The sequence below is a fragment of the Pseudomonas sp. JE3303 genome, from assembly GCF_056312565.1.
Window position 1 is genome coordinate 187,471 of sequence record NZ_JBWGIF010000013.1, and the last position, 19,459, is coordinate 206,929.

Genomic DNA, 19,459 nt, shown 5'->3' on the forward strand with positions numbered 1-19,459 from the left:
GCCACATTTACGAGCATGCTAGCCGGCCTCGACCGCCGGGCTTATAGTGCGCCTGCTCGGCACGACCCATGCATTCGGTTCAACCCTGCCTTCGCCAGCCTTATCGCAGGACAACGCTTTGACCAATCTCTCATTGCCGCCGCTCCCGCGTACCGAGCACTCCGCCCCCGCTGCCCCGCTGCGCGGCTCCCTCAAGGGAACGCTAGCCATGCTCGCCCTGGGTTTGCTGGGTTTGCTCCTGTGGCAACTGTTCGCCCAGTTCAGCCACACCCAGGCGGATCTGCGTCGTCAGAGCGTGGAAGCGACGGCTGAGCTGGCGGACTACCTGAACTTGAACCTGGCGCTCAAGGCCCAGCAGGCGCTGAACCTGCTTCAGCCTCACGTCAAACCTCCGGCGCCCTCGGCGATGCCTGCCATGATGCATGCGCTGCAGGAAAAGATACCCGCGCTTCAGCGCTTGAGCTGGGTGGATGCCGGTGGCCGGACGCTTGCAGACAGCCAGGCAGGCGTCCCTGCGCGTCAGCTGATTGACGAGTATGTGCAACGCACTCAGGGCCGCGCCTATTTCTACGGCAACTCCTCTGATGACCTGAGTCTCCACCTCATGCTGCGCCAACCCGGCGAACCGACCCCTGGCTACTGGCTGCTGCAACTGTCAGCCGACTACTACCAGGAACTCACCCGTCATCTGGACGGGCCTACGCGGCCGCACTGGCTGCTGGAAAACATCCGCAGCGGTGAGGTAATCGTGGGCCATGCGCCTGCCCGCGCCGATGCCGGATCATCGCAGAGCGTGTTGCTGGCCTACATCGACAGCAGCAGTTGGCAAGTGCGAGGGCTGTTTGACGCAGGCCTGGTGCGCCAGCAGTTGCTGCCAGCGCTGCTGGGCAAATGTCTGCTGGTGCTGATCTGCGCGCTGCTGCCGGTGCTGGCGCTGCTCGACATGCGGCGACGCCAGCAGGCGCTGCAGGAAGACCGCCGGCGCTACCGGGAAATCTTCGAAGGCACCGGCGTTGCCCTGTGCGTGCTCGACCTCTCCAGCCTGCCCGGCCAGCTAGACCGCCATCACCTGCGCGACCGTGCCGCCCTCAACCAGAGCCTCGCGCTGGACCCGGCCCTGCGCCGCTCGTTGCTGCTGCAGTTGAAGATCACGGAGATCAACCAGGTGGCCCGCCAGCTGCTCGACGTCAACTCCAACGAGGGCGCCTGGCAGCGTCTGATCGACGAGAGCGACGATAGCCGTGACAGCGTAGGCATGCAGTTGATCGACGCGCTGCTCGGACAACGCTCCCAGCTGGAACTGGAAGTCCGCCTGCGCACGCCGGCGGGCGGCGACCTGCACCTGTGGCTGATGGCGCGCCTGCCCAAGCACCGTGGCGACTTCCAGGCAGTGATCCTGAGCATCAGCGACATCACCAGCCGCAAGCAGGTCGAACTGTCCCTGCTCGAGCGCGAGGGCTTCTGGTCAGACGTGGTGCGAACCGTGCCCGATCAGCTTTATGTACAGGACGTGCTGAGCCAGCGGATAATTTTCAGCAACCGGCACCTGGGCCAGACCCTGGGCTACGACCGTAGCGAGCTGGCGCAGATGGGTGACCGTTTCTGGGAGCTTCTGCTGCACTGCGAGGATGCCGAGAAGTACCGACTGCTGCGTCAGCAACAGCGCGACACCGGCTACAGCCAGGCCTTGCATTGCCAGTTGCGGTTCCGTCATCACGACGGCAGCTGGCGCTGGTATGACATCCGCGAACAAGTGCTGGCCCGTGACGCCGAAGGCCTGGTTACCCGCGTCGTTGGCGTGGGCAAGGACGTGACGGTGCAGATCGCGTCCAGCGAGTCGCTGCGCGAGAGCGAACAGCGCTACCGCATGCTCGCCGAAAGTATCAGCGACGTGATCTTCTCCACCAACAACCAGCTGCAGCTCGACTATGTCAGCCCTTCCGTGCAAGCGGTGCTGGGGTACAGCGCCGACTGGATCTTCCAGCACGGCTGGCAATCGATCATCGCCAATCCTACGCAGCTCTCCGCTCTCTACGAACTGATGGAACGGATCCATGCGACGCTGGGCGACAGCCAGCAGCTGGCCCTGCTGCGCAGCCAGATGCCGACCCAGCTGTTCCTGTTCGACTGCCTGCGCGCCGATGGCCGCAAGATTCCAATCGAGCTGCGCCTGGTGCTGGTATGGGACGACCAGGAGCGCTTCGAGGGCCTGCTTGGCGTGGGCCGCGACATCAGCCAGCAGCGCCGTGCCGAGAAAGACCTGCGCATGGCCGCGACGGTGTTCGAGCATTCGACTTCGGCGATCCTGATCACCGATCCTGCGGGTTACATCGTCCAGGCCAACGAAGCCTTCAGCCGGGTCAGCGGGCATGCGGTGGGCGATGTGCTCGACCAGTTCCCCAGCATGCTGACTGTCGACGACCAGCAGCAGGCGCACCTTCGCTATGTGCTCAAGCAACTGAACCAGCGGGGTACCTGGGAGGGCGAAGTCTGGCTCAAGCGCCGCAACGGCGAGCACTATCCGGCCTGGGTCGGCATTACCGCTGTGCTGGACGATGAAGGCGACCTGGCGAGCTACGTGTGCTTTTTCACCGACATCAGCGAGCGCAAGGCCAGCGAGCAGCGCATTCACCGCCTGGCCTACTACGATGCCCTGACCCACCTGCCCAACCGGACGCTATTCCAGGACCGGCTCTACACGGCATTGCAGCAGGCCGAGCGCAACAAGTCCTGGGTGGTGCTGATGTTCCTCGACCTGGACCGGTTCAAGCCGATCAACGATTCGCTCGGCCATGCCGCGGGCGACCGGATGCTCAAGGACATGGCCGAGCGCCTGCTCGCCTGCGTCGACAATGACGACACCGTGGCGCGCATGGGCGGCGACGAATTCACCCTGCTGCTGCAGCCGCGCGCCACGCGGGAGATGGCACTGAACCGCGCTATCCATGTGGCGGAAAACATCCTCGCCAGCCTGGTTCGGCCGTTCGTGCTGGAAAACCGCGAGTTCTTCGTGACCGCCAGTATCGGCATCGCCCTCAGCCCGCAGGACGGCAATGAGCTGAGCCAGCTGATGAAGAACGCCGATACGGCGATGTATCACGCCAAGGAGCGTGGCAAGAACAACTTCCAGTTCTACCAGGCCGACATGAACGCCAGCGCCCTGGAGCGCCTGGAGCTGGAAAGCGACCTGCGTCATGCCTTGGAGCAAGACGAGTTCGTGCTCTATTACCAGCCGCAGTTCAGCGGTGACGGCAAGCGCCTGACCGGTGCCGAAGCCCTGCTGCGCTGGCGCCACCCCCGCCGCGGGCTGGTGCCGCCGGGCGACTTCATCCCGGTGATCGAAGAGCTGGGGCTGGTGGTCGACGTCGGCGACTGGGTGCTGCGCGAGGCCTGCCGTCAGCTCAAGACCTGGCACCGGGACAAGGTGCGGGTGCCCAAGGTCTCGGTGAACATTTCGGCGCGGCAGTTCTCGGACGGCCATCTGGGCACACGCATTGCCACCATCCTCGATGAGACGGGGCTGCCGCCTGCCTGCCTCGAGCTGGAGCTGACCGAAAGTATCCTGATGCGTGAAGTCGACAAGGCCATGCAGATTCTCGACAGCTTGAAAAACCTGGGCTTGAGCATTGCGGTAGACGACTTTGGCACGGGCTACTCGTCGCTCAACTACCTCAAGCAGTTCCCTATCGACGTGCTCAAGATCGACCGCACCTTCGTCGACGGCCTGCCTGAAGGTGAGCAGGATGCTCAGATCGCCCGCGCGATCATCGCCATGGCCCACAGCCTCAACCTCGCCGTGATCGCCGAGGGCGTCGAGACCCACGAGCAACTGGAGTTCCTGCGCGAGCATGGCTGCGACGAGGTGCAAGGCTACCTGTTCGGCCGGCCGATGCCGGCCAGCCAGTTCGAGGCGCAGTTCAGCAACGAGACGTTGTTCATGCTGGGGTAGCACCAGCCTGTGGGGACCATGAATTCCACTGGTCTGCGACATGATGCCGTTTCATATGCCAGCCCTCGAGCGATGGGGTAGAATGCCCCCCTTTTCAGCCCGATCCTTGAGGACCGCCATGTTCAGCCGTGATTTGACCATTGCCAAGTACGACGCCGATCTCTTTGCCGCCATGGAGCAAGAAGCTCAGCGCCAGGAAGAGCATATCGAGCTGATCGCTTCGGAAAACTACACAAGCCCCGCCGTCATGGAAGCCCAGGGTTCGGTCCTGACCAACAAGTACGCCGAAGGCTACCCGGGCAAGCGCTACTACGGTGGCTGCGAATACGTAGATGTCGTCGAGCAGCTGGCAATCGACCGCGCCAAGGAACTGTTCGGCGCCGACTACGCCAACGTCCAGCCGCATGCGGGCTCGCAGGCCAACGCCGCTGTCTACCTGGCGCTGCTGTCGGCCGGTGACACCATCCTGGGCATGAGCCTGGCGCATGGCGGTCACCTGACCCACGGCGCTTCGGTCAGCTCTTCGGGCAAGCTGTACAACGCCATCCAGTACGGCATCGATGCCAACGGCCTGATCGACTACGACGAAGTCGAGCGCCTGGCCCTCGAGCACAAGCCAAAAATGGTTGTGGCAGGCTTCTCCGCCTACTCGCAGGTCCTGGACTTCGCCCGCTTCCGCGAAATCGCCGACAAGGTCGGTGCCTACCTGTTCGTCGACATGGCCCACGTGGCCGGCCTGGTCGCCGCAGGTGTCTACCCGAACCCGGTTCCTTTCGCCGACGTGGTCACCACCACCACCCACAAGACCCTGCGTGGTCCACGTGGCGGCCTGATCCTGGCACGTGCCAACGCCGACATCGAGAAGAAGCTCAATTCCGCTGTCTTCCCTGGTGCCCAGGGCGGCCCGCTGGAGCACGTCATCGCCGCCAAGGCGATCTGCTTCAAGGAAGCCCTGCAGCCTGAGTTCAAGGCTTACCAGCAGCAAGTCGTCGAGAACGCCCAGGCCATGGCCGAAGTGTTCATCGAGCGTGGTTTCGACGTCGTTTCCGGCGGCACCAAGAACCACCTGTTCCTGCTCTCCCTGATCAAGCAGGACATCTCGGGCAAGGACGCAGACGCTGCCCTGGGCAAGGCATTCATCACCGTGAACAAGAACTCGGTGCCGAATGACCCACGCTCCCCGTTCGTCACCTCGGGCCTGCGCTTCGGCACCCCGGCCGTCACCACCCGTGGTTTCAAGGCAGCCGAGTGCCGCGAGCTGGCCGGCTGGATCTGCGACATCCTGGCCGACCTGAACAACGAAGCGGTGATCGACGCCGTTCGCGAGAAAGTCAAGGCCGTCTGCAAGAAGCTGCCGGTGTACGGCAACTGATTGGCGATCGCCTGATCTGAAAAGCCCGGCTTGATGCCGGGCTTTTTTGTGGGGGCCAAGGAATGCAAACGGCGATCAACCGTCACCCAACGCCTCAAACCCCGCCCGGATTTTCTCCTCGGGCAATTCATCCGCAATGAACACCATCACACTCTCGCGCACTTCTCCGTCCGCCCATTCGCTGTCCCAGTCGAACCCATACAGCTTCAGCACGCCCTGAAACACCAGGCGGCGGTCTTCGCCGGCAATGTTGAGCACGCCCTTGTAACGCAACAGTTGCTTGCCATGGTCCTCTAGCAGTTCGTTCATGAAGTCGCTGAGGCGGTCGATGTCCAGCGGGGCATCGGTGCGCAGGACCAGGCTGGAGATGCGGTCAGGGGTGGCGGGCGCGCGCAGGGGGCGCAGGGTCGGCGCCAGGTTGGCGCCGAGGTCGTCGTTGAGGTTGAAGCCCCGGACGTCGAGCAGTTCGGCAAGGTCGATGCGCCCATGCTCGACCACGCGGATCGCGGCGCGGCGGTTGATACGGGTCAGGCGTTCGGTCAGGGCCTCGACAGCAGCAGGCTCGACCAGGTCGGTCTTGCTGAGCAGCAGGCGGTCGGCGAAACCGACCTGGGCCTGGGCGATGGACTGGGTCAGGTGCTGCTCGGCATGGGCGGCGTCGACCAGGGTGATGATGCCGTCAAGGATGTAGCGATCACGCAGCTCTTCCTCGATGAAGAAGGTTTGCGCCACCGGCGCCGGGTCAGCCAGGCCGGTGCATTCGATCACCAGGCGGTCGAAAGCGATTTCGCCGGCGTCCAGACGCTCCAGCAGAAGGAACAAGGCCTTGGTCAGGTCGGTATGGATGCTGCAGCACACGCAGCCGTTGGCCAGGGTCATCACTTGCACCGGCTCGTCGCCCAGCAACTGGGTGTCGATGCCGGCATCGCTGAACTCGTTTTCGATCACGGCAATCTTCAGGCCGTGCTCGGCCTTGAGCAGGTGGCGTAGCAGGGTAGTCTTGCCGGCACCCAGGAAGCCGCTGAGCACTGTGACGGGAATAGGTACGTGCAAACGAAAGGTCTCCTGTCCAAAAATGACTGTGGGAGCGCGGCATGCCGGGCTCCCACAGGTTTCAAACGCCCTCAGCAGCTGCGTTTCAACAGCACTTGGGCCCACCCTTGCCGCCGTAACGGGCTTCCTGGCGTTCGCGGAAGAACACCTCGTAGCTCATCACCGGCTTGTCCGGGTGCTTGGTCTGCATGTGCTCGACGTAGGTGTCGTAGTCGGGCATGCCGACCATCAGGCGGGCCGCCTGTCCCAGGTATTTACCCAGTCGACCGAGGTCGTTGAACATCACCGCATTCCTCTTGGTTACGCGTCAGGCAAGGCCTGGAACGGGGTTTCCTTGTCGCTGCGCTCTTTGCGCCCCAAGGCGGCGTAACCGACCTTGAGGGCGAAGAACAGGATGCTGAACACCACCACCAGGAACAGGATCGTCAACCCGGCGTTGGTGTACGCGTTGAAGATCACATGCTGCATCTGGCCGATATCCTTGGCCGGAGCCAGCACCTGGCCTGCGTCCAGCGCCACGCTGTACTTGTTGGCCAAGGCCAGGAAGCCCACCGCCGGATTCGGGTCGAACAGCTTGATCAGGCCCGCAGTGGTGGTGCAGATCAGCAGCCAGACGGCCGGCAGCAGGGTGACCCAGACATAGCGCTGGCGCTTCATCTTGATCAGGACCACGGTGCCGAGCATCAGTGCAATACCCGCCAGCATCTGGTTGGAGATACCAAACAGCGGCCACAAGGTATTGATGCCTCCCAGCGGATCGATCACACCCTGGTACAGGAGGTATCCCCACAAGGCCACGCACCCTGCGGTCGCGAGCAGGTTGGCGCCCCAGGACTCGGTGCGTTTGAGCGCTGGCACGAAGCTGCCCAGCAGGTCTTGCAGCATGAAGCGTCCGGCACGGGTACCGGCGTCCACGGCGGTAAGGATGAACAGCGCCTCGAAGAGAATCGCGAAGTGGTACCAGAACGCCATGGTGTTTTCACCCGGCAGTACCTGGTGAAGGATCTGCGCGATACCCACCGCAAGCGTCGGCGCACCGCCGGCGCGGGCCAGGATCGTGTGCTCGCCAATGTCCCTGGCGGTCGCTTCAAGCTGCTCGGGGGTAATGGCGAAGCCCCAGCTGCTGACGGTCTGCGCCACCGACACCACGTCGCTGCCGACCACGGCGGCCGGGCTGTTCATGGCGAAGTACACGCCTGGCTCGATCACCGAGGCGGCGACCATGGCCATGATGGCCACGAACGATTCCATCAGCATGCCACCGTAACCGATGTAGCGGGCGTTGGTTTCGTTGTCCAGAAGCTTGGGCGTAGTGCCCGAGGAGATCAGGGCATGGAAGCCGGAGACCGCGCCGCAGGCGATGGTGATGAACAGGAACGGGAACAGGGTGCCCTTCCAGACCGGGCCGGTGCCGTCGGTGAACTGGGTCAGCGCCGGCATCTTCAGCTCGGGCGCGATGACCAGGATACCGATGGCGAGCGCAATGATCGTACCGATCTTGAGGAAGGTCGACAGGTAGTCACGCGGCGCCAGTACCAGCCACACTGGCAGCACGGCGGCGACGAACCCGTAGCCTACGAGCATCCAGGTGATCTGCACGCCGGTGAACGTGAATGCCGGGCCCCATACCGGGTCAGCCGCCACCACGCCCCCCAGCCAGATCGAGAGCAGCAGCAGGACCACGCCCATCACCGAGATCTCGCCGATCCGTCCGGGTCGGATATAGCGCATGTAGACGCCCATGAACATGGCGATTGGGATGGTCGCCATGACAGTGAACATGCCCCACGGGCTCTCGGCCAGGGCCTTGACCACGATCAGCGCCAGCACCGCAAGGATGATGATCATGATCAGGAAACAACCGAACAGGGCGATGGTGCCCGGGATCCGGCCCATTTCCTCGCGGACCATGTCGCCCAGGGAACGGCCATTGCGGCGGGTGGACAGGAACAGGACCATGAAGTCCTGTACGGCACCGGCCAGCACCACGCCGGCAATCAGCCAGAGCGTGCCGGGCAGGTAGCCCATCTGCGCGGCGAGCACGGGACCGACCAGGGGGCCGGCGCCGGCAATGGCGGCAAAGTGGTGACCGAAAAGAATGTGTTTATTGGTCGGCACATAGTCCAGACCATCGTTGTTGAGCACCGCCGGGGTGGCACGGCGCGAGTCCAGTTGCATCACCTTGGTGGCGATGAACAGGCTGTAGTAGCGGTAGGCGACCAGATAGATGGCGACCGCCGCGACCACGATCCACAAGGCGTTGACTGCCTCGCCACGGCGCAGGGCAACCACACCCAGCGCAGCGGCCCCTATGACTGCCACCACCAACCACGGAATGTGGCGCAGCAGGCTATTATTGTTGTTCATGGTTAGCTTCCAGCTGGTGAATTGGAAAGACCGCCCATCGAGTCTAGGGCCAGTCTGGGCGCATTGCCACACTTGCTTTGATCTAGAGCCTTTGCAGCCAGTTTAGCGGTATCCGTGTGACCCAGCTGTTTCAACTATAGTCAGGCAGTAGCCCAGAGGGTTTTATCGATGATGAGCGATCACGACGAACGCCGCCGTTTCCAGCGCATTGCCTTTGACGCGCCGACCGAGCTTTGCCAGGGCAAGCACTGCTGGCCGGTCAAGCTTCTGGACCTGTCTCTCAAGGGTCTTTTGATAAGACGTCCCGAGCCCTGGGATGTCGACCTTACACAGGACTTCGAGGCCATCATTCACCTCAGCCCTCAGGCCCGCCTGCAGATGCAGGTGGAACTGCGCCATGAAGAGCCTGACCGGCTGGGTTTTGTCTGTCTGCACATCGACTTGGATTCACTGAGCCACGTGCACCGTCTTGTGGAGCTGAACCTGGCCGACAGCACCGAAATGATGCGTGAGTTGCGCGAACTCATCGAAGTTTGAAATCTCTTAGCCAGCTAACGGACTCGCCCTGACATGTTTCCTGTCTACCCAGACAGCTTCGCAGCTGGTGGGTAGCAGTTTGTACACACCCCTCTAAGCCAGCCTCCTGGCAGTTGGAACGCTATCTGCATAGAGCCCTCGGGCAACCTGAGGGTGCGCGTGTTCGTGCTCAAATCAAAATATTGTATACAATTGTTATGGCAATCCATGCCAGTAGTTGTCTACAGTAGAGCCACAACAATAAACAGAGAGCCTGCTCAATGACTACCTCCCCGAGTACGTCATCACCCCAGCGTCCAGAAGACGAGAACCTGGGTATTGGCGCCAACCTGGCCTACGGCCTGCAGCATGTTCTGACCATGTATGGTGGCATCGTCGCGGTGCCTCTGATTCTCGGCCAGGCCGCCGGCCTGAGCCCCGCCGATATCGGCCTGCTGATCGCCGCGTCGCTGTTCGCAGGAGGGCTGGCCACACTGCTGCAAACCCTTGGCCTGCCGTTTTTCGGCTGCCAGTTGCCGCTCGTGCAAGGGGTGTCGTTTGCCGGGGTAGCTACCATGGGAGCGATCCTCAGCAGCGAGAGCGGCGGTGGCCTGCAAGGCGTGCTGGGTGCGGTCATGGCAGCCTCGTTTATCGGATTCCTGATCACGCCGGTGTTTTCGCGGATCACCAAGTTCTTCCCACCGCTGGTGACCGGCATCGTCATCACCACCATCGGCCTGACCCTGATGCCCGTGGCCGCACGCTGGGTGATGGGCGGAAACAGCCAGGCCCCTGACTTTGGCAGCATGGCGAACATCGGCCTGGCGGCCGCGACGTTCGGCACCGTGTTGCTACTGAGCAAGCTGGGCAGCGCGTCCATCTCCCGCCTGTCGATCCTGCTGGCGATGATCATCGGCACGCTGATCGCCTGGAGCCTGGGCATGACCGACTTCAGCAAGGTCGGCGAAGGCCCGATGATGGCATTTCCCTCCCCCTTCCATTTCGGCATGCCCACCTTCCATATCGCCGCCATCCTCTCGATGTGCATCGTTATCATGGTGACCCTGGTAGAGACCTCGGCGGACATTCTTGCCGTGGGTGAGATCATCGAGACCAAGGTGGACTCGAAGCGTCTGGGCAACGGCCTGCGCGCGGACATGGCGTCGAGCGTCCTGGCGCCGATCTTCGGCTCATTCACTCAGAGCGCTTTCGCGCAGAACGTCGGGCTGGTCGCGGTGACGGGCGTCAAGAGCCGCTATGTGGTTGCCACGGGCGGGGTAATCCTGGTGGTGCTCGGCCTGCTACCGGTCATGGGCCGGGTGATCGCCGCGGTACCGCCCTCGGTGCTGGGCGGCGCAGGCATCGTGCTGTTCGGCACCGTGGCTGCCAGTGGCATCCGCACGCTGTCGAAGGTCGAGTACAAGAACAACATGAACCTGATCATCGTCGCCGCCTCGCTGGGCTTCGGCATGATCCCGATCGCCGCCCCGAACTTCTACCATCACTTCCCGAACTGGTTCGAAACCATCTTCCACTCAGGCATCAGCTCGGCGGCGATCATGGCGATCGTGCTGAACCTGGCGTTCAACCACTTCAAGGCCGGCAACTCGGACCAGCAGTCGGTATTCGCCGCGGGTTACGAGCGCACCATCCACTACTCGGACCTCTCGGTATTGCGTGACGGGGACTACTTCAAGGATGGCAAGCTGTTCGATGCCGAGGGCAAGGAAATTCCCGTGCTGGACGAAGCCGATGACAGCCTGCCGCTCAAGCGGCAGGCAGCTGCCGCGGAGCACTGAGCAAGGTGCAGGAGCAGGTCGCTGGGGCTTCCGTACCGCCGCTCCTACTCGAACAGCGCATCCAGCGCCTGCTCCAGCCGCGTCACGGCAATCACCTGCAACCCCGCCGGAGACTCTTTCGGCGCGTTGCCCTTCGGTACGATGGCACGCTTGAAGCCGTGCTTGGCGGCTTCCTTGAGGCGCTCCTGACCGCTGGGCACCGGTCGTACCTCACCTGAAAGACCGATCTCGCCAAACACCAGCAGTCCATGGGCCAGGGGGCGGTTGCGCAGGCTGGACATCACCGCCGCCAGCAGTGCCAGGTCCGATGCCGTTTCCAGCACCTTGACCCCGCCCACCACGTTGAGAAACACATCCTGGTCGTGAGTCGGGATGCCACCATGACGGTGCAGCACGGCCAGCAGCATTGCCAGGCGGTTCTGGTCCAGGCCCACGGTGACGCGGCGCGGGTTGCCCAGATGGCTGTCATCGACCAGCGCCTGCACCTCTACCAGCATCGGCCGGGTGCCCTCCCAGGTGGCCATGACCACGCTGCCAGGCACTTCCTCCTGGGCGCGGTTGAGGAAGATCGCCGAGGGGTTGGACACCTCTTTCAGGCCCTTGTCGGTCATGCCGAACACGCCTAGCTCGTTGACCGCGCCAAAACGGTTTTTCACCGCCCGCAAAAGGCGCAGGCGCCCGTCGGACTCACCCTCGAAATACAGCACGGTGTCGACCATGTGCTCCAGCACGCGGGGGCCGGCCAGCGCGCCTTCCTTGGTGACGTGCCCTACCAGGAAAATCGCCGTGCCGCTCTGCTTGGCATAGCGCACCAGCAGGGCCGCGCTTTCGCGAACCTGGGCAACGCCGCCCGGTGCCGATTGCAACTGCTCGGTGAAGATGGTCTGGATCGAATCGATGACCATCACTTTCGGCTTTTCGAGACGCGCCGTGGCGATGATGGTCTCGATGCAGGTCTCGGTCATCACGCGGAGCTGGTCCTGCGGCAAGCCAAGGCGCCGCGAGCGCATGGCCACCTGCTGCTGGGACTCTTCGCCCGTGACGTACAACGCCGGCATGCGCTCAGCAATATTGCACAGGGTCTGCAAGAGGATGGTCGACTTGCCGATGCCGGGGTCGCCACCGATCAGCACCACCGAGCCATCGACCAGGCCACCGCCCAGCACCCGATCAAGTTCGGAGCTGCTGGTGCTGAAACGGGGGATTTCCTCGACGCTGACCTCTGCCAGGGTCTTGATCTGCGCCTGCTGCCCGGTCCATCCGGCCCGCCCGCTGGGCGCCGCAGCGGCGCCGCTTTCGAGCATGGTCTCGACCAAGGTGTTCCAGGCGCCACATTCGCTGCACTGCCCCGCCCATTTTGGAAAGGTCGCACCGCACTCGGTGCAGCCATACAAGCGCTTGGCCTTGGCCATGGGACAGTCTCCTGGCAAAACCGCCATGATAACCGACGCAGCCTTTGCCGAGCCTGAGGCGAGGCGACAAAACTATTTGGTGCAAGGACAGTCACTAACTCCAGTGCGCAGCGTCATGCACGATGCTGAATTACACTGCGTTAACCTTCACCATTTGTAACAAGGAATAAACCCATGGGCATGCTGAAAGAGTTCAAGGCCTTCGCGGTCAAAGGAAACGTCGTGGACATGGCGGTCGGTATCATTATCGGCGCCGCGTTCGGCAAGATCGTCTCGTCCTTCGTGGGCGACGTGGTCATGCCACCACTGGGCCTTTTGATCGGTGGTGTGGACTTCAGCGACCTGGCCATCACGCTCAAGGCAGCCAACGGCGATGTACCGGCGGTGATGCTGGCCTACGGCAAGTTCATCCAGACGGTGATCGACTTCATCATCATTGCCTTCGCCATCTTCATGGGCGTCAAGGTCATCAACCGCCTCAAGCGCGAAGAGGCTGCAGCACCCAGCGTGCCGCCAGCCCCTACTCCCCAGGAAACCCTGCTGACCGAGATCCGCGACCTGCTCAAGACCCAGCGCCAGGATCAGAATCGCCTGCCTTGACGCTGGCCTCATGCACGGCGCCTTCGCGGCGCCGTGCAACGGTTACCAGTAGTTCTCGACGGCGACCTGCCCAGGCCGCCGGCTAAGGCTCAACTGCAGGTCTCGCGCCTTGAGCACCTTGCGGGTCTCGTCGATCATGTCGGGGTTGCCGCACAGCATGATTCGCGAATGCTCAGGCGTCAGCGCAAGGCCAGCTGCCTCCTCCAGTCCGCCGTTTTCAATCAGGGTGGTGATTCGCTCATTCAGGGCCCCTGGATAAGCCTCCCGGGTGACCACTGGGATAAACTGCAGCTTGCCCGCATGCTCGGCGAGGTACTCGCGCTGTTCAAGGCCGTTGATCAGGTCGAGATAGGCAAGCTCCTTCGCCTCGCGCACCGAATACACCAGCTTGATGCTGTCGAAACGCTCCCAGGCCTCGAAGCCCTGCAGGATCGACACGAACGGCGCGATGCCTGTACCAGTGGCCAGCAGCCAGAGATCACGGCCGCCCGTGAAGCGGTCCAGGGTCAGATAACCGAAGGCCTGGCGGTCGATCAACAGTTGGTCGCCCTCCCCCAGCCGGCTCAGCTCGCTGGTGAATTCGCCTCCCGGTACCACGATCGAGAAAAAATCCAGGTGTTCGTCGTGTGGTGCCGACACCATGGAATATGCCCGCCATACCACGCTGCCGTCAGGCTTGGTCACCCCCAGGCGCGCGAACTGTCCGGCGCTGAACCGAAAGCCTGGATCGCGGGTGGTCCGCAGGCTGAACAGGTTGGGCGTCAACGGCTGCACGTCGAGCAGGGTCTGGCGGGTAAATTTCTCGGCGCTGGCGGTCATGGGGTGCTCCATCGATCAGATGGTTGCAAGTGTCGCGCAAAGCCTTGGCGATGAACACCGCTGGTTGGTAGGGCTATCCCGAAGCCTGTGTCAGAGAAGCTGCAAAACCAGCATCCTCTGCGGCCTGTCTGAGCTCAGTCCAGGCTCACGGCGGGGGCAAAGCACTGTAGAATCGCCGCTTTCAGCCTGCCGTTTCCTGTGGTGGGCGCCCTTTGTACCCGAGCCGATTCCATGCCCTTGTTTTCCAGCCCCTTCGCCGAACTCGACCTGATCCGCCAGCCGGAGCAGGCCAACGATCCTCTGCAGGCCTTCGACGCGGCCGACCAGTATCTGCTGGACAACCTGGCTGAACAGGCTCCGGCAGATAACTGCCGCGTGTTGGTGCTGAACGACAGCTTTGGTGCACTGGCCATCAGTCTTTCCGGCAAACTCGAGGTGGTCAGCAGCGGCGACTCGCACCTCGCACGCATGGCCCTGGAGAAAAACCTGGTCGCCAACGGCCGCGCATACGACAGCGTGACGTTCGTGCCTGCGAGTGAACAATGGGAAGGTCATTTCGACCGGGTCCTGGTGCGTGTGCCCAAGACTCTGGCCCTGCTTGAAGAACAACTGATCCGCCTGCAGGGGCACCTGGCGCCGGGCGCCCAGGTGGTCGCCGGCGCGATGATCAAGCACTTGCCTCGCGCGGCAGGCGACCTGCTCGAGAAGTATGTCGGCCCGGTGCAGGCTTCTCTGGCACAGAAAAAGGCACGTCTGCTCACCGCCACGCTGGATGAGCGCCCGCTCGCCCGTTCGCCTTACCCGACCCGCTACCAACTCGACATGCCACCGCTCGAGCTGCTCAACCATGCCAACGTGTTCTGCCGTGAAGGACTGGACATCGGCACCCGCGCCTTCCTTCCGCACCTGCCGCGCAACCTGGGTCAGGCGCGGATAGCCGACCTTGGCTGCGGCAACGGCGTGCTGGGAATCGCCTGTGCCTTGGCCAACCCCGAGGCGCATCTCACCTTGCTGGACGAATCCTACATGGCAGTGCAATCGGCCCGGCAAAACTGGCAGGCAGCGCTAGGCGATCGCCCCTCCATCATCGAAGCTGCCGATGGACTGGCAAGCCAGGAGAAGCAGTCGCTCGACGTCGTGCTGTGCAATCCGCCGTTTCACCAGCAGCAAGTGGTCGGCGACCTGCTTGCCTGGCGCATGTTCCAGCAGGCGCGGGAAGCGCTGGTGGTAGGTGGCGCGCTGTATATCGTCGGCAATCGCCACCTGGGTTATCACAGCAAGCTGGCGCGGCTGTTCCGTGGGGTGGAACAGGTGGCGGCGACGCCGAAGTTCGTGGTGCTCAAAGCGCGCAAGTAATTACCCGCTGTCTCAGTGGGTCGTCAGGCCCGCCGCAGCCATGAACATCCGCATCAACCACGCCAGCACGCCCAAGGTGGCGACGCTGGCGCACCAGATCAGTACCAGCCACCCCAAGCGCTGCCAGAGCGGTTTCTTCTCCTCCTCGATACCGTCCTTTCCCGTCATGCCCTGCCCCTCCTAGTGATAGCCGTCGTCGTGGGTCACCTTGCCGCGGAACACGTAGTAGCTCCAGAAGGTGTACACGAGGATCAACGGGATGATGAACAGCGTGCCCACCAACATGAAGCCCTGGCTCTGTGGCGGCGCGGCTGCATCCCAGATGGATATCGACGGTGGGATGATGTTCGGCCACAAGCTGATCCCCAGGCCGCTGTACCCCAGGAAGATCAGCACCAGCGTCAGCAGGAACGGCCGGTAGTTGGCTTTGCTCGCCACGGCGCGTAACAGGCCGTAGAAGGTCACCATCACCAGCAGCGGCACCGGCATGAACCAGATCAGGTTGGGCATGCTGAACCAGCGCTCGGCAATGTTGGGGTAGGCCAGCGGGGTCCACAGGCTGACGATGCCGATGAACACCAGCAGCACCAACGCCAGCGGGCGTGCCAGGTGATGCATGCGCCGCTGCAGGTCGCCTTCGGTCTTCATGATCAGCCAGGTGCAACCGAGCAAGGTATAGGCGACGATCAACCCCAGCCCGCAGAACAGGCTGAACGGCGTCAGCCAGTCCAGCGAACCGCCGGCGTAGTTGCGGTCGACCACCTTGAAGCCTTCGATGAACGCACCCAGCGCAACACCCTGGCAGAAAGTCGCTACCAGCGAGCCGCCGATGAACGCCTTGTCCCAGAGGTGGCGCTTTTCATCCCGTGCCTTGAAGCGAAATTCGAACGCCACCCCTCGGAAGATCAGCCCTACCAGCATCAGCATGAGCGGCAGGTAGAGCGCCGACAGGACCACCGAGTAGGCCAGCGGAAAGGCGCCGAACAACCCGGCACCGCCCAGTACCAGCCAGGTTTCGTTGCCGTCCCACACCGGCGCCACGGTGTTCATCATCACATCACGGTCGCGCTCGTCCTTTACGAAGGGAAAGAGCATGCCGATGCCCAGGTCGAACCCGTCCATGACCACGTACATCATGATGCCGAAGATGATCACCACGGCCCAGATCAGCGGAAGATCGATACCCATGGCTCAGTTCTCCTTGCTGTGGCTGACGTTGTCGCCAACCGTGGACTCGTAGGACGCCGACAGCGGCCGCGCCGGGGTGCGTTTCTGTCCTGGGCCGCCAGGGTTCTGCTCGTCGCCTTCGCCGGTGTGCGGGCCTTTGCGCACCAGGCGCATCATGTAGCCGAAGCCGGTGCCGAACAGGGCGAAGTAGACGACCACGAACATCACCAGGGTGATACTGAGCTGGGCATAGCTGTGGTTGGACACGCCGTCGGCCGTGCGCATCAGGCCATAGACCACCCACGGCTGACGACCGATCTCGGTGGTGAACCAGCCCGCCAGGATCGCGATAAGCCCCGAGGGTCCCATCCACATCACGAAGTACAGGAACGGCCGGCAGCTGTGCAACGTGCCGCGCTTGCGCAACCAGAGGCTCCACAGGCCCGCGGCGATCATCAGCATGCCGAGCCCGACCATCAGGCGGAACGACCAGAAGATGATCAGCGAATTCGGTCGGTCCTCGGGCGCGAATTCCTTCATCGCCGGTACCTGCTTGTCCAGGCTGTGGGTGAGGATCAGGCTGCCCAGGGCCGGCACTTCGATCTTGTAGCGAGTGACCTCGGCCTGCATGTCGGGAATACCGAAGAGGATCAGCGGCGTGGGCACCCCCGGCTCGTTCTCCCAGTGCCCTTCGATCGCGGCGATTTTCGCAGGCTGGTGCTCGAGGGTGTTCAGGCCATGGAAGTCGCCGATCACCGCCTGTACGGGCGCTACGATCAGGGCCATCCACATGGCCATCGACAGCATCTTGCGGATGGCCGGGTTGTCACGCCCACGCAGCAGGTGCCAGGCGGCCGAAGCGCCGACGAAGAAGGCGGTGGCAACGAACGCGGCAGTCGCCATGTGCGCCAGCCGATAGGGGAAGGAGGGGTTGAAGATCACCGCCAGCCAGTCCATTGGAATCACCCGGCCATCGATGATCTCGTGGCCCTGCGGCGTGTGCATCCAGCTGTTGGAGGCCAGGATCCAGAAGGTCGAGACCAGGGTGCCGAGCGCTACCATTGCCGTGGAGAAGAAGTGCAGGCCGCGCCCAACGCGGTTCCAGCCGAACAGCATGACACCCAGGAAACCCGCCTCGAGGAAGAAGGCGGTGAGCACCTCGTAAGTCAGCAAAGGCCCGGTGACGGCGCCGGCAAAGTCGGAGAAGCGGCTCCAGTTGGTGCCGAACTGGTAGGCCATGACCAGGCCGGAGACCACGCCCATGCCGAAGTTCACAGCGAAGATCTTCGACCAGAAATGGTAGAGGTCACGGTAGACACTGTTGCCCGTCTTGAGCCAGAGGCCTTCGAGAACAGCAAGGTAGCTCGCCAGACCAATGGTGATGGCCGGGAACAGGATGTGGAACGACACGGTGAACGCGAACTGGATTCGGGCGAGATCTAGAGCCTCTAAACCGAACATAGTGCTTCCTCAGTCAGGTGATCCGGCACCAGGCATCAGGCATTCAGCCTGCTGCCCCCACGGTTACGAGTACGACGTGGTGAAATTGTTCTATTGGATCGCGGGCGTCAGGGCCTGGTGGTTCTGTTGTGAAGCCCGGGCGTATTGATCCAGGTCAACAACAGCCCAAAGCATAGTCCCGAAAGCCCCGCCGGGAAGTGTGGCTGTTTGCCGCGTGGCCGGTTGTCTCACCTGCTTCTGGAAATCATCAGACCGTGGCCGGACCGTCTCGATGCGGCGTCAATCTGCAACCTTGTGTTACAAACTGGTGATAATCTGCAGCGCCCCCCCGCCGCCATGGATCAGGTTTGCCGATGTCAGACGCCCCGCTACTGTTGCGCCACCACCGCCCTTTCCTCGCCTTCTGGCTAGCCCGGGTTTTCACCGCTAGCGGCTTCCAGATGCTGACTGTGGCCATTGGCTGGCACCTGTACCAGCTGACCGGCAACGTGCTCGACCTGGGCCTGGTGGGCCTGGTCGAATTCGCTCCGCGGGTGCTGTTCATGCTGCACACCGGTCACGTCGCCGACCGCTACGACCGCCGCCGGGTCGCCGCGCTGTGCCAGAGCCTGCAAGGGTTGATCGCACTGTCGCTGGCGGTGGCCAGCGCCAGCGACAGCGTCAGCCGCGAGATGATCTTCATCCTGGCCTTCATGCTGGGCGCGACTCGCTCATTCGAGATGCCGGCAACCCAGGCGCTGCTGCCCAACGTCGTGCCGCCTGGGCTGTTTCCGCGCGCGGTGGCGGCTTCGGCATCGGCCACCCAGGCCGCGACTATCGTCGCGCCTGCCGTAGGCGGCTTTCTCTACGCTTTCGGCAGTCTCTGGGTCTATGGCCCCACCGTGGTTCTCTATGCCATCGCGTGCACGCTGACGCTGAGCCTGGACGCCCGCCAGCAAGTCGCCCAGCATGGCCGCGCCACCTTGGAATCTCTGTTGGCGGGCGTGCGCTTCATCCGCAGCCGCCAGGACATCCTCGGCGCGATATCGCTGGACCTGTTCGCGGTCCTGCTGGGCGGTGCCACTGCCCTGCTGCCGGTGTTCGCCAAGGACATCCTGCTCACCGGCCCCTGGGGCCTGGGCCTGTTGCGCTCGGCGCCAGCGGTCGGGGCGTTGCTGATGTCGGTGTGGCTCGCGCGGTTCCCGGTGGAGCGCAAGGTGGGCCGTGTGATGTTCACCGCCGTCGGCGTGTTCGGTGTGGCGACCATCGGCTTCGGGCTGTCGACGTCGTTCTGGTTTTCCTTGGCGGTGCTGGTGGTACTGGGCGCCGCCGACATGATCAGCATGGTCATCCGCAGCGCCTTCGTGCAGTTGGAGACGCCCGATGAGATGCGTGGCCGGGTGAGCGCCGTCAATGGCCTGTTCATCGGTGCCTCGAATCAGCTCGGCGAGTTCGAATCGGGCGTTACAGCGCACTGGTTTGGCACAGTGCCAGCGGTAGTGCTTGGTGGCGTCGGCACACTGGTGGTGACCGGAGTGTGGATCAAGCTGTTCCCGACCCTGGCAGGCCGCGACCACATGCACAGCAAACGCCAAGGCACATGAGCGCC

15 protein-coding genes are annotated in these 19,459 nt (G+C 63.1%); 7 read left to right on the forward strand and 8 right to left on the reverse strand.

Annotated elements, in window-relative coordinates; all coding sequences use genetic code 11:
• The first annotated feature begins 118 nt into the window (after positions 1–118).
• Together AC0ZZU_RS19250 and glyA are read left to right on the forward strand one after the other, a co-directional pair.
• The gene (locus tag AC0ZZU_RS19250) at positions 119–3,949 is read left to right on the forward strand and encodes a sensor domain-containing protein (RefSeq protein ID WP_476342784.1); all 3,831 of its coding nucleotides are present in this window, start codon (positions 119–121) and stop codon (positions 3,947–3,949) included.
• A gap of 118 nt (positions 3,950–4,067) precedes the next feature.
• Complete coding sequence (gene glyA / locus AC0ZZU_RS19255) at positions 4,068–5,321, forward strand: serine hydroxymethyltransferase (RefSeq protein ID WP_476342786.1); 1,254 nt, start codon at positions 4,068–4,070, stop codon at positions 5,319–5,321.
• Between the two features lie 75 nt (positions 5,322–5,396).
• On the opposite strand, the gene yjiA is transcribed toward glyA, so the two are convergent.
• From yjiA to AC0ZZU_RS19270, 3 genes are all read right to left on the reverse strand, one after another.
• Entirely contained in the window at positions 5,397–6,374 is a 978-nt protein-coding gene (gene yjiA / locus AC0ZZU_RS19260) for a GTPase (protein WP_476342787.1), read from the reverse strand.
• Between the two features lie 85 nt (positions 6,375–6,459).
• Positions 6,460–6,657 carry a YbdD/YjiX family protein gene (locus AC0ZZU_RS19265; RefSeq protein WP_158460487.1) on the reverse strand — a complete coding sequence of 66 codons (198 nt, stop codon included), beginning with the start codon at positions 6,655–6,657 and terminating at the stop codon, positions 6,460–6,462.
• A gap of 17 nt (positions 6,658–6,674) precedes the next feature.
• Entirely contained in the window at positions 6,675–8,741 is a 2,067-nt protein-coding gene (locus tag AC0ZZU_RS19270) for a carbon starvation CstA family protein (protein ID WP_476342788.1), read from the reverse strand.
• 171 nt (positions 8,742–8,912) lie between these two features.
• On the opposite strand from AC0ZZU_RS19270, the gene AC0ZZU_RS19275 reads away from it, so the two are divergent.
• Together AC0ZZU_RS19275 and AC0ZZU_RS19280 are read left to right on the forward strand one after the other, a co-directional pair.
• Positions 8,913–9,278, forward strand: a complete 366-nt coding sequence (locus AC0ZZU_RS19275; RefSeq protein WP_476342790.1) for a PilZ domain-containing protein — start codon at positions 8,913–8,915, stop codon at positions 9,276–9,278.
• Between the two features lie 260 nt (positions 9,279–9,538).
• The gene (locus AC0ZZU_RS19280) at positions 9,539–11,056 is read left to right on the forward strand and encodes a nucleobase:cation symporter-2 family protein (RefSeq protein ID WP_476342791.1); all 1,518 of its coding nucleotides are present in this window, start codon (positions 9,539–9,541) and stop codon (positions 11,054–11,056) included.
• Positions 11,057–11,100: 44 nt separating this feature from the next.
• Here the strand turns inward: AC0ZZU_RS19280 and radA are convergent, their stop codons facing one another.
• Complete coding sequence (gene radA / locus AC0ZZU_RS19285) at positions 11,101–12,468, reverse strand: DNA repair protein RadA (RefSeq protein WP_476342793.1); 1,368 nt, start codon at positions 12,466–12,468, stop codon at positions 11,101–11,103.
• Positions 12,469–12,642: 174 nt separating this feature from the next.
• Between radA and mscL the strand changes: the two genes are divergently transcribed.
• Positions 12,643–13,068 carry a large-conductance mechanosensitive channel protein MscL gene (mscL, locus tag AC0ZZU_RS19290; RefSeq protein WP_476342795.1) on the forward strand — a complete coding sequence of 142 codons (426 nt, stop codon included), beginning with the start codon at positions 12,643–12,645 and terminating at the stop codon, positions 13,066–13,068.
• A gap of 42 nt (positions 13,069–13,110) precedes the next feature.
• Here the strand turns inward: mscL and AC0ZZU_RS19295 are convergent, their stop codons facing one another.
• Positions 13,111–13,887: a ferredoxin--NADP reductase gene (locus AC0ZZU_RS19295; RefSeq protein ID WP_476342797.1), complete on the reverse strand. Its 777-nt coding sequence runs from the start codon at positions 13,885–13,887 to the stop codon at positions 13,111–13,113.
• 231 nt (positions 13,888–14,118) lie between these two features.
• Here AC0ZZU_RS19295 and AC0ZZU_RS19300 point away from each other — a divergent pair, with 231 nt between their 5' ends.
• Positions 14,119–15,243, forward strand: coding sequence for a methyltransferase (locus AC0ZZU_RS19300; RefSeq protein ID WP_476342799.1), 1,125 nt, complete (start codon positions 14,119–14,121; stop codon positions 15,241–15,243).
• Between the two features lie 12 nt (positions 15,244–15,255).
• On the opposite strand, the gene AC0ZZU_RS19305 is transcribed toward AC0ZZU_RS19300, so the two are convergent.
• From AC0ZZU_RS19305 to AC0ZZU_RS19315, 3 genes are read right to left on the reverse strand one after another with little or no spacing between them, the layout of a single operon-like run.
• Positions 15,256–15,411 carry a DUF2474 domain-containing protein gene (locus tag AC0ZZU_RS19305; RefSeq protein ID WP_476342800.1) on the reverse strand — a complete coding sequence of 52 codons (156 nt, stop codon included), beginning with the start codon at positions 15,409–15,411 and terminating at the stop codon, positions 15,256–15,258.
• A gap of 12 nt (positions 15,412–15,423) precedes the next feature.
• A complete protein-coding gene (cydB, locus tag AC0ZZU_RS19310; protein WP_476342802.1) occupies positions 15,424–16,431 on the reverse strand; it encodes a cytochrome d ubiquinol oxidase subunit II in 1,008 nt (335 codons plus the stop codon).
• 3 nt (positions 16,432–16,434) lie between these two features.
• Entirely contained in the window at positions 16,435–17,871 is a 1,437-nt protein-coding gene (locus AC0ZZU_RS19315; RefSeq protein WP_476342804.1) for a cytochrome ubiquinol oxidase subunit I, read from the reverse strand.
• 353 nt (positions 17,872–18,224) lie between these two features.
• Here AC0ZZU_RS19315 and AC0ZZU_RS19320 point away from each other — a divergent pair, with 353 nt between their 5' ends.
• Complete coding sequence (locus AC0ZZU_RS19320; RefSeq protein WP_476342806.1) at positions 18,225–19,454, forward strand: MFS transporter; 1,230 nt, start codon at positions 18,225–18,227, stop codon at positions 19,452–19,454.
• Positions 19,455–19,459: the final 5 nt, after the last annotated feature.